At 38.9% G+C, this 17347-nt stretch carries 19 protein-coding genes; 6 read left to right on the top strand and 13 right to left on the bottom strand.

Features of this window, described 5'->3' with window-relative positions; genetic code table 11:
* The first annotated feature begins 35 nt into the window (after nucleotides 1-35).
* Complete coding sequence (gene trxA / locus AC07M3_RS10685; protein ID WP_003655060.1) at nucleotides 36-362, top strand: thioredoxin; 327 nt, start codon at nucleotides 36-38, stop codon at nucleotides 360-362.
* 322 nt (nucleotides 363-684) lie between these two features.
* Nucleotides 685-1953: a transcription termination factor Rho gene (gene rho, locus AC07M3_RS10680; RefSeq protein ID WP_003655059.1), complete on the top strand. Its 1269-nt coding sequence runs from the start codon at nucleotides 685-687 to the stop codon at nucleotides 1951-1953.
* Between the two features lie 164 nt (nucleotides 1954-2117).
* On the opposite strand, the gene AC07M3_RS10675 is transcribed toward rho, so the two are convergent.
* Nucleotides 2118-2270: a hypothetical protein gene (locus AC07M3_RS10675; RefSeq protein ID WP_080026324.1), complete on the bottom strand. Its 153-nt coding sequence runs from the start codon at nucleotides 2268-2270 to the stop codon at nucleotides 2118-2120.
* A 94-nt stretch (nucleotides 2271-2364) separates the two neighbouring features.
* Between AC07M3_RS10675 and AC07M3_RS10670 the strand changes: the two genes are divergently transcribed.
* A complete protein-coding gene (locus AC07M3_RS10670; protein ID WP_307011751.1) occupies nucleotides 2365-2607 on the top strand; it encodes a hypothetical protein in 243 nt (80 codons plus the stop codon).
* Nucleotides 2608-2762: 155 nt separating this feature from the next.
* On the opposite strand, the gene AC07M3_RS10665 is transcribed toward AC07M3_RS10670, so the two are convergent.
* Genes AC07M3_RS10665 through pheS form a run of 3 tightly spaced genes read right to left on the bottom strand, consistent with a single transcriptional unit; the run spans nucleotide 2763 to nucleotide 6450 of the window.
* Nucleotides 2763-3059 carry an integration host factor subunit alpha gene (locus tag AC07M3_RS10665; RefSeq protein ID WP_000126166.1) on the bottom strand — a complete coding sequence of 99 codons (297 nt, stop codon included), beginning with the start codon at nucleotides 3057-3059 and terminating at the stop codon, nucleotides 2763-2765.
* Entirely contained in the window at nucleotides 3056-5437 is a 2382-nt protein-coding gene (gene pheT / locus AC07M3_RS10660; RefSeq protein ID WP_494567256.1) for a phenylalanine--tRNA ligase subunit beta, read from the bottom strand. The genes AC07M3_RS10665 and pheT overlap by 4 nt, the downstream gene beginning before the upstream one ends.
* Nucleotides 5438-5469: 32 nt before the next feature.
* Nucleotides 5470-6450, bottom strand: a complete 981-nt coding sequence (gene pheS / locus AC07M3_RS10655) for a phenylalanine--tRNA ligase subunit alpha (protein WP_003655056.1) — start codon at nucleotides 6448-6450, stop codon at nucleotides 5470-5472.
* Between the two features lie 158 nt (nucleotides 6451-6608).
* Here pheS and AC07M3_RS10650 point away from each other — a divergent pair, with 158 nt between their 5' ends.
* Nucleotides 6609-7601: a hypothetical protein gene (locus AC07M3_RS10650; protein WP_494567273.1), complete on the top strand. Its 993-nt coding sequence runs from the start codon at nucleotides 6609-6611 to the stop codon at nucleotides 7599-7601.
* 6 nt (nucleotides 7602-7607) lie between these two features.
* On the opposite strand, the gene AC07M3_RS10645 is transcribed toward AC07M3_RS10650, so the two are convergent.
* The 4 genes from AC07M3_RS10645 to rpmI form a co-directional block, all read right to left on the bottom strand.
* Nucleotides 7608-8111, bottom strand: coding sequence for a GNAT family N-acetyltransferase (locus AC07M3_RS10645; protein ID WP_494567255.1), 504 nt, complete (start codon nucleotides 8109-8111; stop codon nucleotides 7608-7610).
* A gap of 57 nt (nucleotides 8112-8168) precedes the next feature.
* A complete protein-coding gene (gene ybiA / locus AC07M3_RS10640) occupies nucleotides 8169-8726 on the bottom strand; it encodes a riboflavin biosynthesis intermediates N-glycosidase (RefSeq protein ID WP_494567254.1) in 558 nt (185 codons plus the stop codon).
* A gap of 90 nt (nucleotides 8727-8816) precedes the next feature.
* On the bottom strand, nucleotides 8817-9176 hold the full coding sequence (gene rplT / locus AC07M3_RS10635; RefSeq protein WP_000124858.1) for a 50S ribosomal protein L20: 360 nt from the start codon (nucleotides 9174-9176) through the stop codon (nucleotides 8817-8819).
* Nucleotides 9177-9187: 11 nt separating this feature from the next.
* Nucleotides 9188-9382, bottom strand: coding sequence for a 50S ribosomal protein L35 (gene rpmI / locus AC07M3_RS10630; RefSeq protein WP_003655048.1), 195 nt, complete (start codon nucleotides 9380-9382; stop codon nucleotides 9188-9190).
* A 236-nt stretch (nucleotides 9383-9618) separates the two neighbouring features.
* On the opposite strand from rpmI, the gene nreB reads away from it, so the two are divergent.
* A complete protein-coding gene (nreB, locus tag AC07M3_RS10625) occupies nucleotides 9619-10872 on the top strand; it encodes a nickel resistance MFS transporter NreB (protein WP_494567253.1) in 1254 nt (417 codons plus the stop codon).
* 42 nt (nucleotides 10873-10914) lie between these two features.
* On the opposite strand, the gene AC07M3_RS10620 is transcribed toward nreB, so the two are convergent.
* From AC07M3_RS10620 to thrS, 4 genes are all read right to left on the bottom strand, one after another.
* Nucleotides 10915-11343 (bottom strand): YqaA family protein, encoded by a 429-nt coding sequence (locus tag AC07M3_RS10620; RefSeq protein WP_494567252.1) that lies wholly within the window; start codon nucleotides 11341-11343, stop codon nucleotides 10915-10917.
* A gap of 57 nt (nucleotides 11344-11400) precedes the next feature.
* Nucleotides 11401-12021 (bottom strand): glutathione S-transferase N-terminal domain-containing protein, encoded by a 621-nt coding sequence (locus AC07M3_RS10615; RefSeq protein ID WP_494567251.1) that lies wholly within the window; start codon nucleotides 12019-12021, stop codon nucleotides 11401-11403.
* Nucleotides 12022-12249: 228 nt separating this feature from the next.
* Nucleotides 12250-12801 (bottom strand): translation initiation factor IF-3, encoded by a 552-nt coding sequence (gene infC, locus AC07M3_RS10610; RefSeq protein WP_080026316.1) that lies wholly within the window; start codon nucleotides 12799-12801, stop codon nucleotides 12250-12252.
* Between the two features lie 5 nt (nucleotides 12802-12806).
* Nucleotides 12807-14729 (bottom strand): threonine--tRNA ligase, encoded by a 1923-nt coding sequence (gene thrS / locus AC07M3_RS10605; RefSeq protein ID WP_494567250.1) that lies wholly within the window; start codon nucleotides 14727-14729, stop codon nucleotides 12807-12809.
* Nucleotides 14730-15123: 394 nt separating this feature from the next.
* Between thrS and AC07M3_RS10600 the strand changes: the two genes are divergently transcribed.
* The gene (locus AC07M3_RS10600; RefSeq protein WP_494567249.1) at nucleotides 15124-16761 is read left to right on the top strand and encodes an acyl-CoA synthetase; all 1638 of its coding nucleotides are present in this window, start codon (nucleotides 15124-15126) and stop codon (nucleotides 16759-16761) included.
* A gap of 47 nt (nucleotides 16762-16808) precedes the next feature.
* On the opposite strand, the gene yjgA is transcribed toward AC07M3_RS10600, so the two are convergent.
* Nucleotides 16809-17345: a ribosome biogenesis factor YjgA gene (gene yjgA / locus AC07M3_RS10595; protein ID WP_494567248.1), complete on the bottom strand. Its 537-nt coding sequence runs from the start codon at nucleotides 17343-17345 to the stop codon at nucleotides 16809-16811.
* Nucleotides 17346-17347: the final 2 nt, after the last annotated feature.

The raw sequence follows: 17347 nt of genomic DNA, 5'->3' as shown, positions 1-17347 counted from the left end.
TAATAGCACTTTTTTCTAAAAATTGGAGCCGTACCATGTCTGCGACTATTGTAAATACAACTGATGATAACTTCCAAGCAGATGTTCTAGACGCTGAAACACCTGTACTTGTTGACTTCTGGGCAGGTTGGTGTGCACCTTGTAAAGCAATTGCACCTGTTCTTGAAGACTTATCAAGTGAATATGCTGGTAAAGTAAAAATTGTTAAAGTTGATGTGACTTCTTGCGAAGATATTGCGGTGAAATACAATATCCGTAATATTCCTGCTTTATTACTTTTCAAAAATGGTGAAGTCGTAGCTCAACAAATTGGTGCTGTGCCTCGCTCTAAACTTGTTAGCTTTATTGATGAAAATGTTTAAGTCAAAATGCTAAGAATGAAAATACGCTATAGTTTTTTATAGCGTATTTTTTTCGGCTATAAATTGACAAATTAACTCAGCTGGCTTATATTACATGCTCAAGAGGCACTGAAGGGAATCATCTTCGTCCGGCTTCTTACAAGACACAAACATAAAGATCGCCACTCGGCAACAGAAATTGTTTTTTCACATTTTTCTTCGAAACAATCAATCAGACTTCTGAATTGTTATTGTGTAAATACAATTGCGATAATCTTTTTTGTATGCGAGCGATTTTTCTTCTTTTTAAACCACACTCTACTCTTTCCTAATTCTGACCCTTATGAATTTAACTGAACTCAAGAAAAAACCAATTGGTGAATTAATTAAAATTGCTGAATTTATGGGCCTGGAAGGTATGGCTCGTAACCGAAAGCAAGATATTATCTTTGCCATTTTGAAACGCCATGCAATGAATGGCGAAGAAATTTTTGGTGATGGCGTTCTTGAAATTCTCTCTGATGGTTTTGGTTTTTTGCGCTCTGCCGCAGGTTCGTATTTAGCAGGTCCGGATGATATTTATGTGAGTCCCTCACAAATCCGACGCTTTAACTTGCGCACAGGCGATACCATCACAGGTACTATTCGCCCTCCAAAAGAAGGTGAGCGTTATTTTGCGTTGCTCAAAGTTAACCAGATTAACTATGACACGCCAGAAAATTCTCGAAATAAAATTCTATTTGAAAACTTAACCCCCCTTTTCCCAACCGAACAATTGGTTATGGAACTAGGTAATGGTACGACAGAAGACTTAACTTCTCGTGTTGTTGACTTAGTTGCGCCAATTGGTAAAGGGCAACGTTCTATTATTGTTGCACCGCCAAAAGCGGGTAAAACAATGTTACTGCAAAATATTGCTCAATCTATTGTTAGAAACAATCCTGAAGTATTCCTGATTGTTCTATTAATTGATGAGCGTCCAGAAGAAGTAACCGAAATGGAACGTACTGTTCGCGGTGAAGTCATTGCTTCAACCTTCGATGAAGCTCCTGCCCGCCACGTACAAGTTGCAGAAATGGTGATTGAAAAAGCAAAGCGTCTTGTTGAACATAAAAAAGACGTTGTGATTTTGCTTGACTCTATTACCCGTTTAGCGCGTGCATATAACACTGTCATTCCTTCATCAGGTAAAGTATTAACTGGTGGTGTAGATGCTCACGCATTAGAGCGCCCTAAACGCTTCTTCGGTGCTGCACGTAATATTGAAGAAGGTGGATCTCTTACGATCATCTCAACTGCTTTGATTGAAACAGGCAGTAAAATGGATGACGTAATTTATGAAGAATTCAAAGGCACAGGTAACCAAGAGATTACTCTTGATCGCCGTATCGCTGAAAAACGCGTCTTCCCTGCTATGAATATTAAGAAATCTGGCACCCGTCGTGAAGAGCGTTTAATGGATGATGATAACTTACGTAAAGTATGGATCCTCCGCAAGCTTCTTCATCCTATGGATGAGTTGGCGGCAATGGAATTCTTACTTGATCGTATGAAAGAAACTAAAACAAATGATGATTTCTTCGATCAAATGAAACGTAAAGCTTCAACTTAATCAATTAATCTTCAATAAAAAGCCACTCTTTTGAGTGGCTTTTTATTTGGTTGACAAGCTTTACACAAAAATACATTTTGCAGTTTTTTATGTAAAATTATTTATAAGATTTTGATAATAAATATTTTTGAATTAAAAAAATTAAGTTTTTTAGTGGCTTACCTTTACCTTTTCCAATGCACTCGGGCTGATTGATTGTTTTTTTCTGTTAAGAAACAGACTGTTTTTCTCTTTTTCATACGTTTTTTTGACAGACGGCAGTAGTATTTCAGCATTTGCAGTGATAGCATAGCGGCAGACCAGTTAGACTGCTCCATGCGTTGTTACCTAGCTACGTTTTAGGAATAATAAAAGCAAAACAGTCCAACTTAGGTTTTTTTAATCTCAAATCTTTTTTGTGAGAGTGATGCCATGTTATTCAAAAAATTTGCTGTTGCTGCTGCTGTTGCTGCTACTTTAGCTTTCGTTGGTTGTTCTAAGAAAGAAGAAGCTCCTGCTGCTGCTGCTTCTGAAGCTGTAGCTGCTGCTTCTACTGCTGCTACTGCTGCTTCTGAAGCTGCTACTGCTGCTTCTACAGCTGTTGATGCTGCTGCTGCTGCTGCTGCTTCTGCACCTGCTGCTGCTTCTGCACCTGCTGCTTCTGCTGCACACTAATCTATATTCTAGATTAGAAAAAAGAGGACATTTTGTCCTCTTTTTTTACACCTAAATTTTAAATTACTTAGACTACTTCGCTTAAATACCTAGATAAATTGACATAACATTGTAGTTAAATAAAGCTATCTAGACATAAGTAAAAAAAAAGCAGATCAATCGATCTGCTCATTTCCAACGCGTTGTCTAAATTTCTGACCCGCTCTGAAGGTCACTACACGGCGAGCAGAAATCGGAATTTCTTCGCCTGTTTTCGGATTACGTCCTGGGCGTTCGCGTTTATCTCTTAACTCGAAATTACCGAAACCAGAGAGCTTAACCTGCTCCCCTGCAATAAGTGCTTGGCTAATTTCGTCAAAGAACAACTCGACCATTTGTTTTGCTTCACGGCGATTTAAGCTGGTTAACTCACTTAAATGATCAGCCATGTCTGCTTTTGTTAATGCTGTCATGAGGCCCTCAATGTCGCTTGATAAGTGTTTTCTAACACTTGGATAATATTGTCCATACCAGATTTAATTTCAGCATCTTCAAGCGTACGTGAAGGATGTTGCCACAATAGTGCAAACGCTAATGAGCGCTTACCATCTTCGACACCCTGCCCCGTATACACATCGAATAACCATGTAGAGTCTAAAAGCTCTCCACCAGTTTGTTCGATTAACTGCTGAATATCTCTAACATTTATATTATCAGAGATTAAAAGCGCAATATCACGTCTAACCGAAGGAAAACGTGATAATTCTGTAAAATTAGATACATAAGATTGCAAAACAGCTGTTTGATCGAGTTCAGCAACCCAAGTAGTGCTTAAATCAAGCTCATTTTCTAGAGATGGATGCAAACGGCCCAAATAACCGATTGACTTACCATCTACTAAAATTTCAGCCGATTGCCCTGGGTGCAACCATGCACGTTCTGAACGAACGTATTCAACACTTACGCGCCCAGCAGCTAAAATCTCTTCTACTTCACCTTTGAAATCAAAGAAATCCATCGGTTGTGGCTTAGCATGCCAAGATTCTGGTTCTTGCGAGCCGACTGCAACAAGAGCCAAGGTAGGAGTCTGTTGTAAGTCTTCAATGTTCTTAGCATTTTGATAATCAAAACGCAGTCCGAATTCGAAGAAGCGAACACGACTTTGCTGACGGTTGAGATTATATTGTACGCAAGGAATTAAACTAGAAAGTAAAGTACTACGCATTACAGCCAAATCACTTGAAATTGGATTTGCGAGCATCAATGGCTTAACTTCAGGATTTAATTGCTTTTCAAGTTTGGCATCAGCAAAGCTAAAGCTAATTGCTTCTTGATAACCTAATGTCACGATCGTTTGACGCAACTCCGCGAGTTCAAAACGATCTTGGTGTTTCGCAAATTTAACATCCATGCTTGGTAAGCTAATCTGGATATTGTCATAACCATCAATACGCGCAACTTCTTCAATTAAGTCTTGATAAATTGCCATATCGTAGCGATGTGATGGTGGAACCACACTCCACTCACCTTCAGCTTTAACTGTTACCTCACACCCTAATCGAGTTAAAGCATCTGTAATGAACTCAGCCGCCACTTGATATCCCAATAATTGATCTACCTGAGCTTGTTTCAGTTCAATGGCTTCACGTTTTGGAAGTAAGTCAGTTTTTTCAGCTACAGTAATTGGGCCAAATTCACCGCCCGCTAACTCTTGAATAAGCTGCGAAGCACGGTTCATCGCTATTAACGGCAATTCAAAATCCACACCACGTTCATAACGCTGTGAAGAGTCTGTATGTAAACCAAAACGACGAGCACGACCAGCAATCGCGAGTGGCGCGAAGAACGCACTTTCTAGGAAGATATCGGTAGTTTCATCAGTTACACTTGATGCTAAACCGCCCATAATTCCAGCAATTGCTAAAGCTTTTTGGTCATCAGCAATCACCATAATATCTTCTTGCAACTCAACTTCTTGATCATTCAGAAGTTGTAACTTTTCTTGTTGTGTTGCTTGACGAACATGTACAGTCCCTTCGATTTTAGACAAATCGAATGCATGCATTGGTTGACCCAATTCCATTAAGACGTAGTTGGTCACATCAACCAAAATACTATGAGTACGAATTCCTGAACGCGATAACGCCTGTTGCATCCATTCGGGAGTAACAGCTTTTACATTAACATTTTTAACTACACGCCCTAAATAACGCGGAGCGCCTTCAGTACTGATCACTACTTTTTTCTCATCAGCAATGGTGGCAGCAACCGTATTAATTACAGGCTCAATCATTTCTAGCTTATTAATAACTGAAATTTCACGGGCAATACCACGAATACTAAAACAGTCACCACGGTTTGGCGTAATACTGATATCAATGACATTATCATCAAGTTTGAGGTATTCACGGATATTTACTCCTACTGGAGCATCCGCTGGCAGTTCGAGCAAACCATCGATTTTATCTTCAAGATCAATCTCAGAAGCACCACAAAGCATCCCTTGTGACTCAACTCCACGAAGCTTACCTTTTTTGATTTTAAAATCGCCAGGCAATACAGCCCCAATGGTTGCAACTGGAGCTTTCATTCCAACGCGAACATTAGGTGCACCACATACAATTTGCAGAGGCTCACCTGAACCAATATTAATAGTTGTTACACGCAGGCGGTCTGCATCGGGATGCTGCTCAACAGTTAACACTTCACCGATTACTACACCAGTAAATGGTTTAGCCACAGGTGCTAATTCATCAACTTCAAGACCAAGCATCGTCAACTGATCAGACAATGTATCACTATCAATTGCTGGGTTAACCCATGTGCGTAGCCAATTTTCGCTAATCTTCATCTTTATAAACCTTTTTTAATCCTGAAAAACTGTTAGGCAAATTGGCGTAAGAAACGCACATCATTTTGATAGAACATACGCAAGTCATTAATGCCATAACGCAACATTGCAAAACGCTCTACCCCTAAACCAAAAGCAAAGCCTTTGTATTTATCAGGATCAATACCAGCAGCACGTAATACATTTGGATGTACCATGCCACAGCCTAAAACTTCTAACCAACGGCCACGTTCATCCATAATATCTACTTCCGCACTTGGTTCAGTAAACGGGAAATATGATGGACGGAAACGTACCTTTAAATCTTTTTCAAAAAATTCATTAAGCAGATTAATCAATAAACCTTTTAACTCAGCAAAGCTGGTGTTCTCAGCAACGTATAAACCTTCGATCTGATGGAACATAGGTGAATGCGTTTGATCTGAGTCACAACGATAAACACGCCCAGGACATACAATACGAATTGGTGGCTCACTTGTTTCCATTGTACGAATCTGTACACCAGAAGTATGCGTACGCAGTAAATGAGTGGCATCAAAATAGAAAGTATCGTGCATAGCACGCGCTGGATGGTGACCAGGAATATTTAATGCTTCAAAATTATGATAGTCATCTTCAACTTCTGGACCAGTCGCGACTGTAAAACCAGCTTTAGTGAAGAACTGACAAATTCTTTCTTGTACTTGAGTAACAGGATGGACTGTACCAACACGTTGACCGCGGCCCGGCAAAGTAATATCAATCGTTTCACTTGCTAGCTTTTGCTCAAGTGCTGCCTGCTGTAATGCTGCTTGACGTTCTGTTAAAGCAGTATTAATTGTTTCTCGAACAGCATGAATCGCAGCACCTTGTACTTTGCGTTCTTCAGGGTCCATTTTCCCTAATGCTTTCGATTGTTCTGCAAGCTGGCTTTTTTTCCCTGTAAATTGCACACGTACCTGATCAAGTGCAACAAGGTCTTGAGCTGCTGCAATGGCAGCAAGCGCTTCTGTGGTCAGGGCTTCCAGTGACATATTAACTCTCAAAGCAACAAATTAAAAAAATATAATAAAACACTGCATTCTAACAGTTTTTCATCGAATTGATGAAGTTTATCCATCATGAAAAATGTATTAGGCAACAAAAAGATAAAACGTATAAGATAATAGCATCGTCAATGAGATCAACTATTATGGCGCTCAATCAAATTTGGAAACAACAACTTACGCTTGTGACGTATGGTAATGAATACCTCCGCCAGAATTTAAGCTTTACCCAATGGCGACAACATCATATTTTTGATCACCATAGTTTTCAGTTTCGTGACTTAGCTTCTCAGCATTTGCTTGCCCAACACTTTCAAGTTTGGTTAGAAGCTTTAAAAAAACAAGGCACCACTCAGCTTAGCTTACATTTATCAAGCCTTCTAAATGAAGAGCAAAATCCAAACAGCAATGTTGAGCTTTTACCTTATACTCATTTTATTGTGAGCCATCAAAATGATAAGAAATTTGCATGGATTTTTGGCCATGAACTTGCTGAATGGTATAACAATGATAATGAGTTTGAAGCCCCTCCTTCACAAACCTGCGAACTTCGTTTAGAAACTTTCTGGCGTTTTGAACTAACTGAAAAATTATCAAAAAAAATTGAAGCAGATTTAAAAAATCCGCCATGGCAAGAAATAGCGGACTTTATGGATAGTGAATTATTTCGTAGTAAATATGCAGCAGGTTTTGAAGAACCAGAGTTTCAAAAAGCTTATTTTGATGGTACCAACATTACGAGCCAAGAACAAAAACTTGCTTTAATTCCAGAGAGTTATCCTGCAGATTATGCTCACCAGCTTTTATCTCGTACTCAAGCATTAACCAACTATTTAGAACAAAAGAAGCGACTTGCAAATGATCCTTTAGGAGAAGAGCTAGACCAAGAACAACTGATTAATTTAAGAAATTTCACGCAAAAAACTGATGATTTGTTTGCCAAGCTTATTGTTAAGACTGCTAATCACTACCAAACAGCTCAAATAATTCCAGTCGTTAAGGCTTCTCCATTCGAGCAATCAAATGAAAATCCACAACATTTGAAATCTCACCACCATAAAGGCACTGGTTCAGGCGTTATTAAGCTGATTATTTTAACGATTATTATTTGTGCTTTGGCTTATTATTTTGGCCTTTAATCAAGATTACAGTTCCCATTGATAAAATAATTCTGTTATTTCGAAGCCGAACTCAGGTAGTTCGGCTTCGCCAATTATTTTGGCTCCCATTTTTTCATAGAAGAAACGGCTTGGATTTTTATTAAAAACTTCTAAACGAATAAAAGCGTAACCTTGATTTAATGCACATTGATAGAACTTTAGAAATAACTCACGGCCTATACCTTGCCTTTGAATTTCTTTCAAAAGATAAAAGGCAAGAATTTCAGCAGTATTATTCTCAGGGCTCAGATAACCATCGAGAAAGCCTTTTACCATTCCATTTTCAGTATAGATAAATAACTTATGATCAGGGCTTTTGGCTATTTCTTTCCATAGTAGCTCCTTATCTAGTACTTTAAGCTCATCCAATATTTCTTGCTTAAGCATACCTGTATAAGTTTCTTTCCAGCACTGTACATGCACTTCTGCAATAGATAATGCATCCTTAAAAGTGGCTATACTAATTTCTCTTTCATTTAATGATTTCAATTCGTTCCCCGCACATCACTACTTTTTAAAGTTAGGTATAAATTTTTTAAAACAAATTTATTGAGCTAAAAGCTGCTCCCGAACATGCATTAAAGCAAAGCCCAACAAATTTAAGCCTTGCCATTGAGATGGGTCTTGAATATGTAAATGATCTTGCGCCATACCAATCCCCCAAATTTTATCTACCGGAGATGCTTCAACTAAAATATGGTCTTTCGTTGCTAATAAGAAATTTTTCAATTCAGGATGCTGAGAGAATTTAACAAAGTTTGCCTTCACCACGATATCAAACCGTTTTTCTTGCCATATCTTTTCATCATAATTGCGCACTTTACGACCTAGTTGTTTTGCTTCATTTGGATGTTTAACTTGCAAGATCTGTGCAAAGATTTCTTCATCATTAAATAATTTTGCTTTTTGCGCCATCATATAGTGCTCAGCAGTAAGGTATTCAATACCCTCATCTTTAAATTGCGCTGGATACCACTGACTAAAACAACTCTTATCAATAAGATCAACTTGCTTAGGAGTATGCCCCCAAAAATATAAATATTTAAACTGATCACCTTTTTGCACTTTTTGAATTAAGTCATCTAAAAATTTTTCATCTTTCATAATTTATCTCTGGTTATTATCTTTTTTAAAACAGAACCACTAAAAATAAAAAAGACCGCTAAAAAGCGGCCTTTTTTTGAATCTCTAAGCTTATGCAGCTAATGCACCTTTAGCTTTTTCAGCTAAAGCAGCAAATGCTACTGCATCATGCATAGCGATGTCAGCTAATACGCGACGGTCGATGATCACTTGAGCTTTTTTCAAGCCATCGATCATACGGCTGTAAGACAAACCGTTTTGACGAGCACCAGCATTGATACGCGCAATCCATAGAGCACGGAATTGACGTTTCTTTTGACGGCGGTCACGATAAGCGTATTGACCAGCTTTGATTACCGCTTGGAACGCTACGCGGTAAACGCGTGAACGAGCACCATAGTAACCTTTAGCGCGAGCAAGAATTTTTTTGTGACGACGATGAGCCACTACACCACGTTTTACACGAGCCATTTATAATCTCCTTAGATGTATGGGCACATACGACGAACTGAGTTCACATCAGAAACATGAACCATTACACAGCCGCGTAATTGACGGATACGTTTAGCAGATTTTTTGGTCAAAATGTGGCGCTTAAATGCTTGTTTGCGCTTGAAACCGTGTGCAGTCGCTTTAAAGCGTTTAGCAGCACCGCGGCGAGTTTTCATCTTAGGCATAACAACCTCTTTTGAACACCTGTTCGGAACGTTTGCACCATTGCAAAAACGACCTGCAGGTAAGGGAGCCGATATTCTAAAGCATCCCAACTTAAAACAAAAGTAAAATGCTCATTTTTTGATAGTAAATTGTCTATTTTATATAAACAATATTTTCTATAATCAATTATCAAATTACGAGAAAATCCACAAAATCATCGCCTATAATAAGCGCAATCTCTTAAATTCAAAAGAATATGAATACACAAAATGATGCTTTCGCTGCATTGCGGTATCGAGATTTCTCTATCGTTACGATCAATCAATTTTGCTTAACGCTCGCAATTTTAATTCAAGAAATTATTGTTGCTTACTCATTATATCAAATCACCAAAGACCCACTGACTTTAGGTTTAATCGGACTCGCAGAAGCCATTCCTTTTATTGCCCTTTCTCTTTGGGGAGGCTATTTCGCAGATAGGTTTAATAAACAGATTATTATGAAAATCTGTTTATTTTTCTCGGTTCCTCTCCCCTTGGTTCTATGGTTACTTTTCCACTTACATGGTTTAGGGCATATCAGTGTTAGTTTTCTTTCATGGGGCATTTATGCTGTTATTTTTGGTTTAGGAACAATCCGCGGTTTCTACAATCCTTCTGCAACATCTTTAAAGCCATTTTTAATTCCACGCGAACTTTATGCAAATGGTGCGACATGGACAACCATCGGCTGGCAAAGTGGTGTAATTATTGGACCAATGCTTGGTGGTTTTATGCTTGCTTATTTAGGACGGGAAACTAGCCTATTTAGTGTCGCTGCTTTACTCGCTATTTGCTTTATTTTAATTAACTTACTGCATAAACGTAGTTTCCCTAAAATTGAAACTGACAATATTTTAGAAAGTCTAGGAGACGGTTTCCGCTTTATCTGGAAAACCAAAATTGTTCTTTGGGCAATTTCTCTTGATTTAGCCTCTGTTTTATTTGGGGGTGTCATCGCGTTATTACCCATTTTTGCAGAAGATATATTAAAAGTTGGTCCTGAAGGGCTTGGATATTTACGAGCAGCTCCATCTATTGGCGCACTCATTACCATGATTGCCTTAACCCGCTTTCCGCCAACTCAACATGCATGGCGTAACATGTTACTTGCTGTAGCAGGTTTTGGAATATTCACAATCCTATTCGCCTTCTCGAATAATATGTGGTTATCTCTTTTTGCGCTTGCTATGACAGGTGCATGTGACAGTATTTCTGTTGTTGTAAGACAAACCATTTTGCAAATTTTCCCACCAGAAAATATGCGGGGACGCGTAGCCGCTGTAAATGGCATGTTTGTGTCTTCGAGTAATGAATTAGGAGCTTTTGAGTCAGGCTTAGCAGCTAAATATTTGGGAACTATTACAGCGACTATTTTCGGAGGCTGTATGACTCTATTTGTTGTGACTTTCTGTTGGCTCAAAACGAATGATCTATTTAAAGTAGACATTACAAAAAGCTCAGAAGACTAAATACATATTTATAATTCAAGCATCTTCGGATGCTTTTTTATTTTAAATAAAACCCATTACCACCCAGTAAATAAACAAATAACGCCCTGCTTTAGCAATAATGACTATACCAAGGAAGCGCCAAAAATTTTCTTTGAATAGTCCAGCAACCAAAGTAATGGGATCGCCAATTATGGGAACCCAACTTAACAATAAAGAGTAAAATCCATATTTATGGTAAAAGCTCTGCGCTTGTTGTAAACGCTTTTCAGAAACCGGAAACCACTTACGATGTTTAAATTGTTCTATTTTTAGGCCTAGCCACCAATTGACGCAAGAACCCAATACATTACCCAAAGTAGCTATGCCAATTAAAAGCAAAGCTGAATATTGCCCCTTTAATAACAAAGTCGCCAATACTGCTTCAGACTGTAGAGGTAGTAATGTCGCAGCGCCAAAGGCACTCATAAAAAGCAAAAAGTAGCTCAGCATAATCAATCACACCAAACGACTTTTTGCTTTAAGTATTCACTAAATCCAAGCAAGAAATTAGGCCACTTTAATCGATAGTGCTTTCTGAACTGCGGGGCGTGCTGTTAAACGTACAATATATTCTTGTACGTATGGATATTCTTCAATCTGAATACCTTGCCATTCATAACGTAAAATCCAAGGTAAAATTGCCATGTCCGCAATAGAGTATTCACCAGCGACAAACTTCTGACCAATGAGTTGTTTGTTAAGTACACTATATAAACGTTTAGTTTCATTTACATAGCGCTCTATAGCATAGGGGATTTTTTCTGGGGCAAAACGATTAAAATGATGATTTTGCCCAAGCATAGGACCTAAACCGCCCATTTGCCACATGAGCCATTGCTCAACCTCAACTCGCTCTTGCTCATCAGTTGGGTAAAATAATCCAGTTTTTCTACCTAAATATTGCAAGATAGCGCCTGATTCAAATATAGAAATTGGCTCACCACGGGGTCCATCTTGATCAACAATCGCAGGAATTTTATTATTTGGGGAAATTCTCAGGAAATCTGGTTGAAATTGATCATTTTCTAAAATATTGATTGGATAAAGAGTGTAATCCAGTCCCATTTCTTCTAAGGCAATTGTGATTTTATGTCCATTGGGAGTTCCCCAATAATATAGATCAATCATTCTATTTTCCTACTCATCGTTATCATGACTGCGTCTTGGTTTATATCATGTTTTAACAGAGACGATTAGATTTGCAACACCAAAAAACACATAAAATTCGAGAATTGAATTTCCTAGAAAAATATATTAATTGTCTTAAATGAAACTGAATAGAGAAAAATTAAATCATCTTTTTTATTTGTATTTAGTTATAAAAAAGCACTGCTTTTGCAGTGCTTTTTTTGAGTATTACTTTTTCTTTTTCGGTCCAAGTAACATACCCATTTGACGGCCTTCCATTTTTGGTGCTTGTTCCACAACCCCAAACTCAGCTACATCTACTTCAATTTTTTGCAATTGAGCTAAGCCAAGCTGTTGGTGAGCCATTTCACGACCACGGAAACGTAAAGTAATCTTTACTTTGTTTCCTTCTTCAAGGAATTTCAAAATAGCACGAAGCTTAACTTGATAATCACCAACATCAGTTGCAGGGCGCAGTTTGATTTCCTTCACTTGCACTTGATGCTGTTTTTTCTTCGCATCTTTTTGCTTCTGCTTCAGGTCAAACAAGTGCTTGTTGTAATCCATAATTTTACAAACAGGCGGCTCGGCGTTTGCAACGATCTCAACAAGATCAAGTTCAACCTCTTCAGCAGCACGCAGTGCTTCACTTAATGAAACAATTCCTTTTTGCTCACCTTCAGCACCGACGAGGCGTACTTCTTTTGCACGGATCTCATCATTAATTGCTGGACGGTTGCTTTTTGCACCTTGTTGTTGGTTACGGTCAGGCTGTTTAATCTTTCTTACTCCACAATATACCGGCCACGTTCGGCGACGGCAGACTTCACTAAGTCAATGAATGCATCTACTGACATAGTACCTAAATTTTTTCCTGAGCGGGTACGTACATTCACTGTACCTTCTTCAACTTCTCGATCACCAAGAACTAACAAGTAAGGAATACGCTCTAGAGTACGCTCACGAATCTTAAATCCGATTTTTTCATTTCTCAAGTCAGAAATGGCACGAAGACCATTTTCTTTGAGTTTTGCTACGACTTTCTCACAAGCTTCAGCTTGAGAGTCCGTGATATTCATGACACATGCTTGTAACGGTGACAACCAAGGCGGCATGAAACCAGCGTAGTGTTCAATTAGTATACCAATAAAACGCTCAAAACTGCCAAGAATTGCACGATGCAACATAACAGGCTGATCACGATCATTGTCTTCAGTCACATAAGACGCATCTAAACGCTCTGGTAAGTTGAAGTCACACTGAATAGTACCACATTGCCATACACGTCCGAGACAGTCTTTCAATGAGAATTCAATTTTTGGACCGTAGAACGCACCTTCACCAGGTTGTAATTCCCATTCTAACCCTGCTGCATCTAAAGCATCTGCTAAAGATTTCTCAGCCATATCCCAAAGTGCATCCTCACCCACACGTTTTTCTGGACGTGTAGAAAGTTTCATTTGCACTTCTTCAAAGCCAAAATCTTTATAAACATCAAGCGTCAGTTTAATAAAATCTGCGACTTCTTGACCGATTTGTTCTTTAGTACAGAAGATATGTGCATCATCTTGTGTAAAGCCACGTACACGCATAATGCCGTGTAAAGAACCAGATGGTTCGTTACGATGGCAAGAACCGAACTCTGCTAAACGAATTGGTAAATCACGGTAAGACTTCAAACCTTGGTTGAAAACTTGCACGTGACATGGGCAGTTCATTGGTTTAACCGCATAATTACGACTTTCAGAATGAGTCGTAAACATGTTGTCTGCGTAGTTCGCTGCATGACCTGATTTTTCCCAAAGCGTAAAGTCTACGATTTGTGGTGTTTTAATCTCGAGGTAACCATTGTCTTGCTGAACTTTACGCATGTATTGTTCAAGAACTTGGTAAATCGTCCAACCGTTTGGATGCCAGAACACCATACCTGGTGCTTCTTCTTGCATATGGAACAAGTCTAGAGCTTTACCAATTTTACGGTGGTCGCGCTTTTCAGCTTCTTCAATACGTTTGATGTATGCAGCAAGCTGTTTCTTATCAGCCCATGCAGTACCATAAATACGTTGAAGCTGTTCGTTCTTCGCATCACCACGCCAATAAGCGCCAGAGATTTTTGTCAGCTTAAACGATTTTAAAAATTTAGTGTTCGGTACGTGTGGACCACGACACATATCTAAATAATCTTGATGGTAGTACAAGCCCATTTCTGTTTCTTCAGGCATGTCTGCAATCAAGCGTAATTTGTATTCTTCGCCACGTGTAGTAAATTCAGCAATTACTTCGTCACGTGGTGTCATTTTTTTAACAACATCGTAATCTTGATCGATGAGCTTTTTCATGCGCTCTTCGACAGCTGCCATATCGTCTAAAGTAAAAGGACGTGGCATCCAGATGTCGTAGTAAAAACCTTCTTCAATGACTGGACCAATCACCATCTTGGCTTCAGGGAAAAGCTGTTTAACAGCATGTCCAACAAGGTGTGCACAAGAATGGCGAATAATTTCAAGACCTTCTTCATCTTTTGGAGTGATAATTTGTAAGGTCGAATCTTCGGTAATTAAGTCACATGCATCAACTAAGCGATCATTCACACGTCCAGCAACAGTATTTTTTGCTAGACCAGGCCCGATACTTTGGGCAACTTCCATAACAGATACAGCGTGATCAAAATTCTTTTGATCGCCATTTGGCAATGTGATAATTGGCATAAAAAAATCCTTAAGGAGTGATGCCCTATACGAAGGAGCATTTCACCGCGAGATTATGATCGAGGCGAACCTCAAAATATAAAAACGGTGTAAATCAAAGTTTAAAAACCTGAAAGATTTTACACTTGTTCAAGCAAAGTGAAAACCTTTGAGCCCATAAAATCATAAATACATTTTGTTTATCAGGTAAACAGCATTAAATGACTTAAAAAACATATTGAGATTATTTTTTAAACATGTTCAACACAAGTGGTTTAAGATGAAGAAAATAGCATTTCTGCTCATTTTCTGACTGAAGGGTACTTCTCTTTAAGACTAAAGCATAGATGCTTTGATGAGTGTTAAGTCATATTTTCAAAGAATGAATTAAAAATAGAACACGGAGTTGTTTCACATGGTTAGTGCTTATGATGAATTACCACGCACACCCGCAAACTTTGTTGCGTTATCGCCTCTACGCTACCTAGAGCGTGCAGCTTATATTTATCCAAATCATGCTTCGATTATTCACGGTAAACGCCAAATTTCATGGAAAGAAACTTACCAACGTTGTTGCCAGTTTGCTTCTCAACTCAAACAACTCGGAATTGAAAAAAATGATACGGTATCAGTTTTATTGCCTAATGTGCCAGCCATGATAGAAGCACATTTTGCAGTTCCAATGGCTGGGGCTGTACTCAATACGCTCAATACACGCTTAGATGCAAAAACAATAGCTTTCATGTTAGAACATGCTGAAAGTAAAGTGCTTTTGGTTGACCCTGAATTTGTTAATTTGGCAAGAGAAGCACTTTCTCTTATTCCTGACCAACACATTATTGTGATTGATGTAGCTGATGATGAATATGAGGGCGAGAATCAGTTTATCGGCTCTTTTGAATATGAAGAATGGATAGCTCAAGGCGACATTAATTTCGTATGGCATTTACCAGATGATGAGTGGGATGCAATTAGCTTAAGCTACACTTCAGGCACAACAGGTAATCCTAAAGGCGTTGTTTATCATCATCGAGGCGCTTATTTAAACGCTGCAAGTAATATATTGGCCTGCGGAATGAAACCTCGTGCTGTGTATTTATGGACATTACCGCTTTTCCATTGTAATGGCTGGTGTTTTGCATGGAGTATAGCAGCCAGTGGTGGAACCAATATTTGCTTGCGCAAGGTCGACCCAAAATTAGTCATGCAACTCATTGCAAAACATAAAGTTGATTATTTCTGTGGCGCACCTATTGTTCTTTCAATGATTATTAACTTACCTAAAGAAAAGCAAACTGACTTTGATCACCATGTTGAAGTGATGGTTGCTGGAGCAGCTCCTCCAGTTGCTATTATTGAAGGTATGCGCAATATGGGGATTAACGTAAACCATGTTTATGGTTTAACTGAAACCTACGGGCCTTCTGCCTTGTGCGCTTCGCAATCAGGATGGAATGAGCTATCAATTGCCGAACAAGCCCAACTTCATTCCCGTCAAGGCGTGCCCTATCCATTACAAGACAGTATGCGTGTATTAGACCCAGAAACCATGCAACCCGTACCAAACGACGGACAAACCATGGGAGAAATCATGTTCCGTGGCAATATTGTCATGAAAGGCTATTTAAAGAATCCCAAAGCGACTCAAGAAGCTTTTGCTGGTGGATGGTTCCATACGGGAGACTTAGCAGTTTGCCATCCCGATGGTTATGCAAAAATTACTGATCGCTCAAAAGACATTATTATTTCAGGTGGAGAAAATATTTCCTCTCTAGAAATAGAGGATGTGTTGTATAAGCACCCAGCTGTTTTAACCGCTGCGGTGGTTGCTAAACCCGATGCCCGTTGGCAAGAAGTACCATGCGCATTTATTGAATTAAAGATGGGTGCAATAGCAACGCCTGAAGAAATTATTGAACATTGCCAAAAAGAGTTAGCACGCTTTAAAGTTCCTAAAGATGTGGTCATTACAGAAATTCCAAAAACATCGACCGGCAAATTACAGAAGTTTATTTTGCGTGAATGGGCAAAAGAACGCGCTGAGAATATATAAATAAAAAAAGCGACGCCTTGAGCGTCGCTTTTTTTATTTAAGTGCATTTAGCCTTGATCAGACAATAATGCAATTTGCTGTACATAGTTAATAAATTTAACTTTTGATGCCTCGATATCTGCTTCACTCGCCTGTTGAGTTTTATCGCGGTTGATTCTCAACACATGCTGACGCAAGGTGTGACGTTCCGATGCATTATAAATTTTACTAAATTCAGTAATTGCAGGATCACCCTGTTCAATCATGCGGTCAACCCAACGCATTAATTGAGCCTGTCTTTTTGCGCCTTGCTGTGGGGTTAAATAAGACAAAATAACGGTCTCATCTTCATTGCGCAATAACTTACCAATACGTTGAAATTGGCGACGACGTGCTTCAAAAGAACTAATGTTCTGCACTTCCATTAAAGCATCAATTAAACGCTCATCAACTGGAAGTTTCTGAATTTGTTTAATAGAAAGTTGTGCGAGTTGCTCACCTAAAGCAGCCATGCGTTGCACTGCTTTTTTCTGTTCGGTTTTGCTTGCACGTCCTTCTAAAGAACCAAAATCTTCTTCAGTATAACGTTGGGAACCACGTGCCACGA

The organism is Acinetobacter sp. GW821-FHT09D10 (genome assembly GCF_059416285.1).
This window is presented reverse-complemented; position numbering and strand designations above follow the sequence as displayed.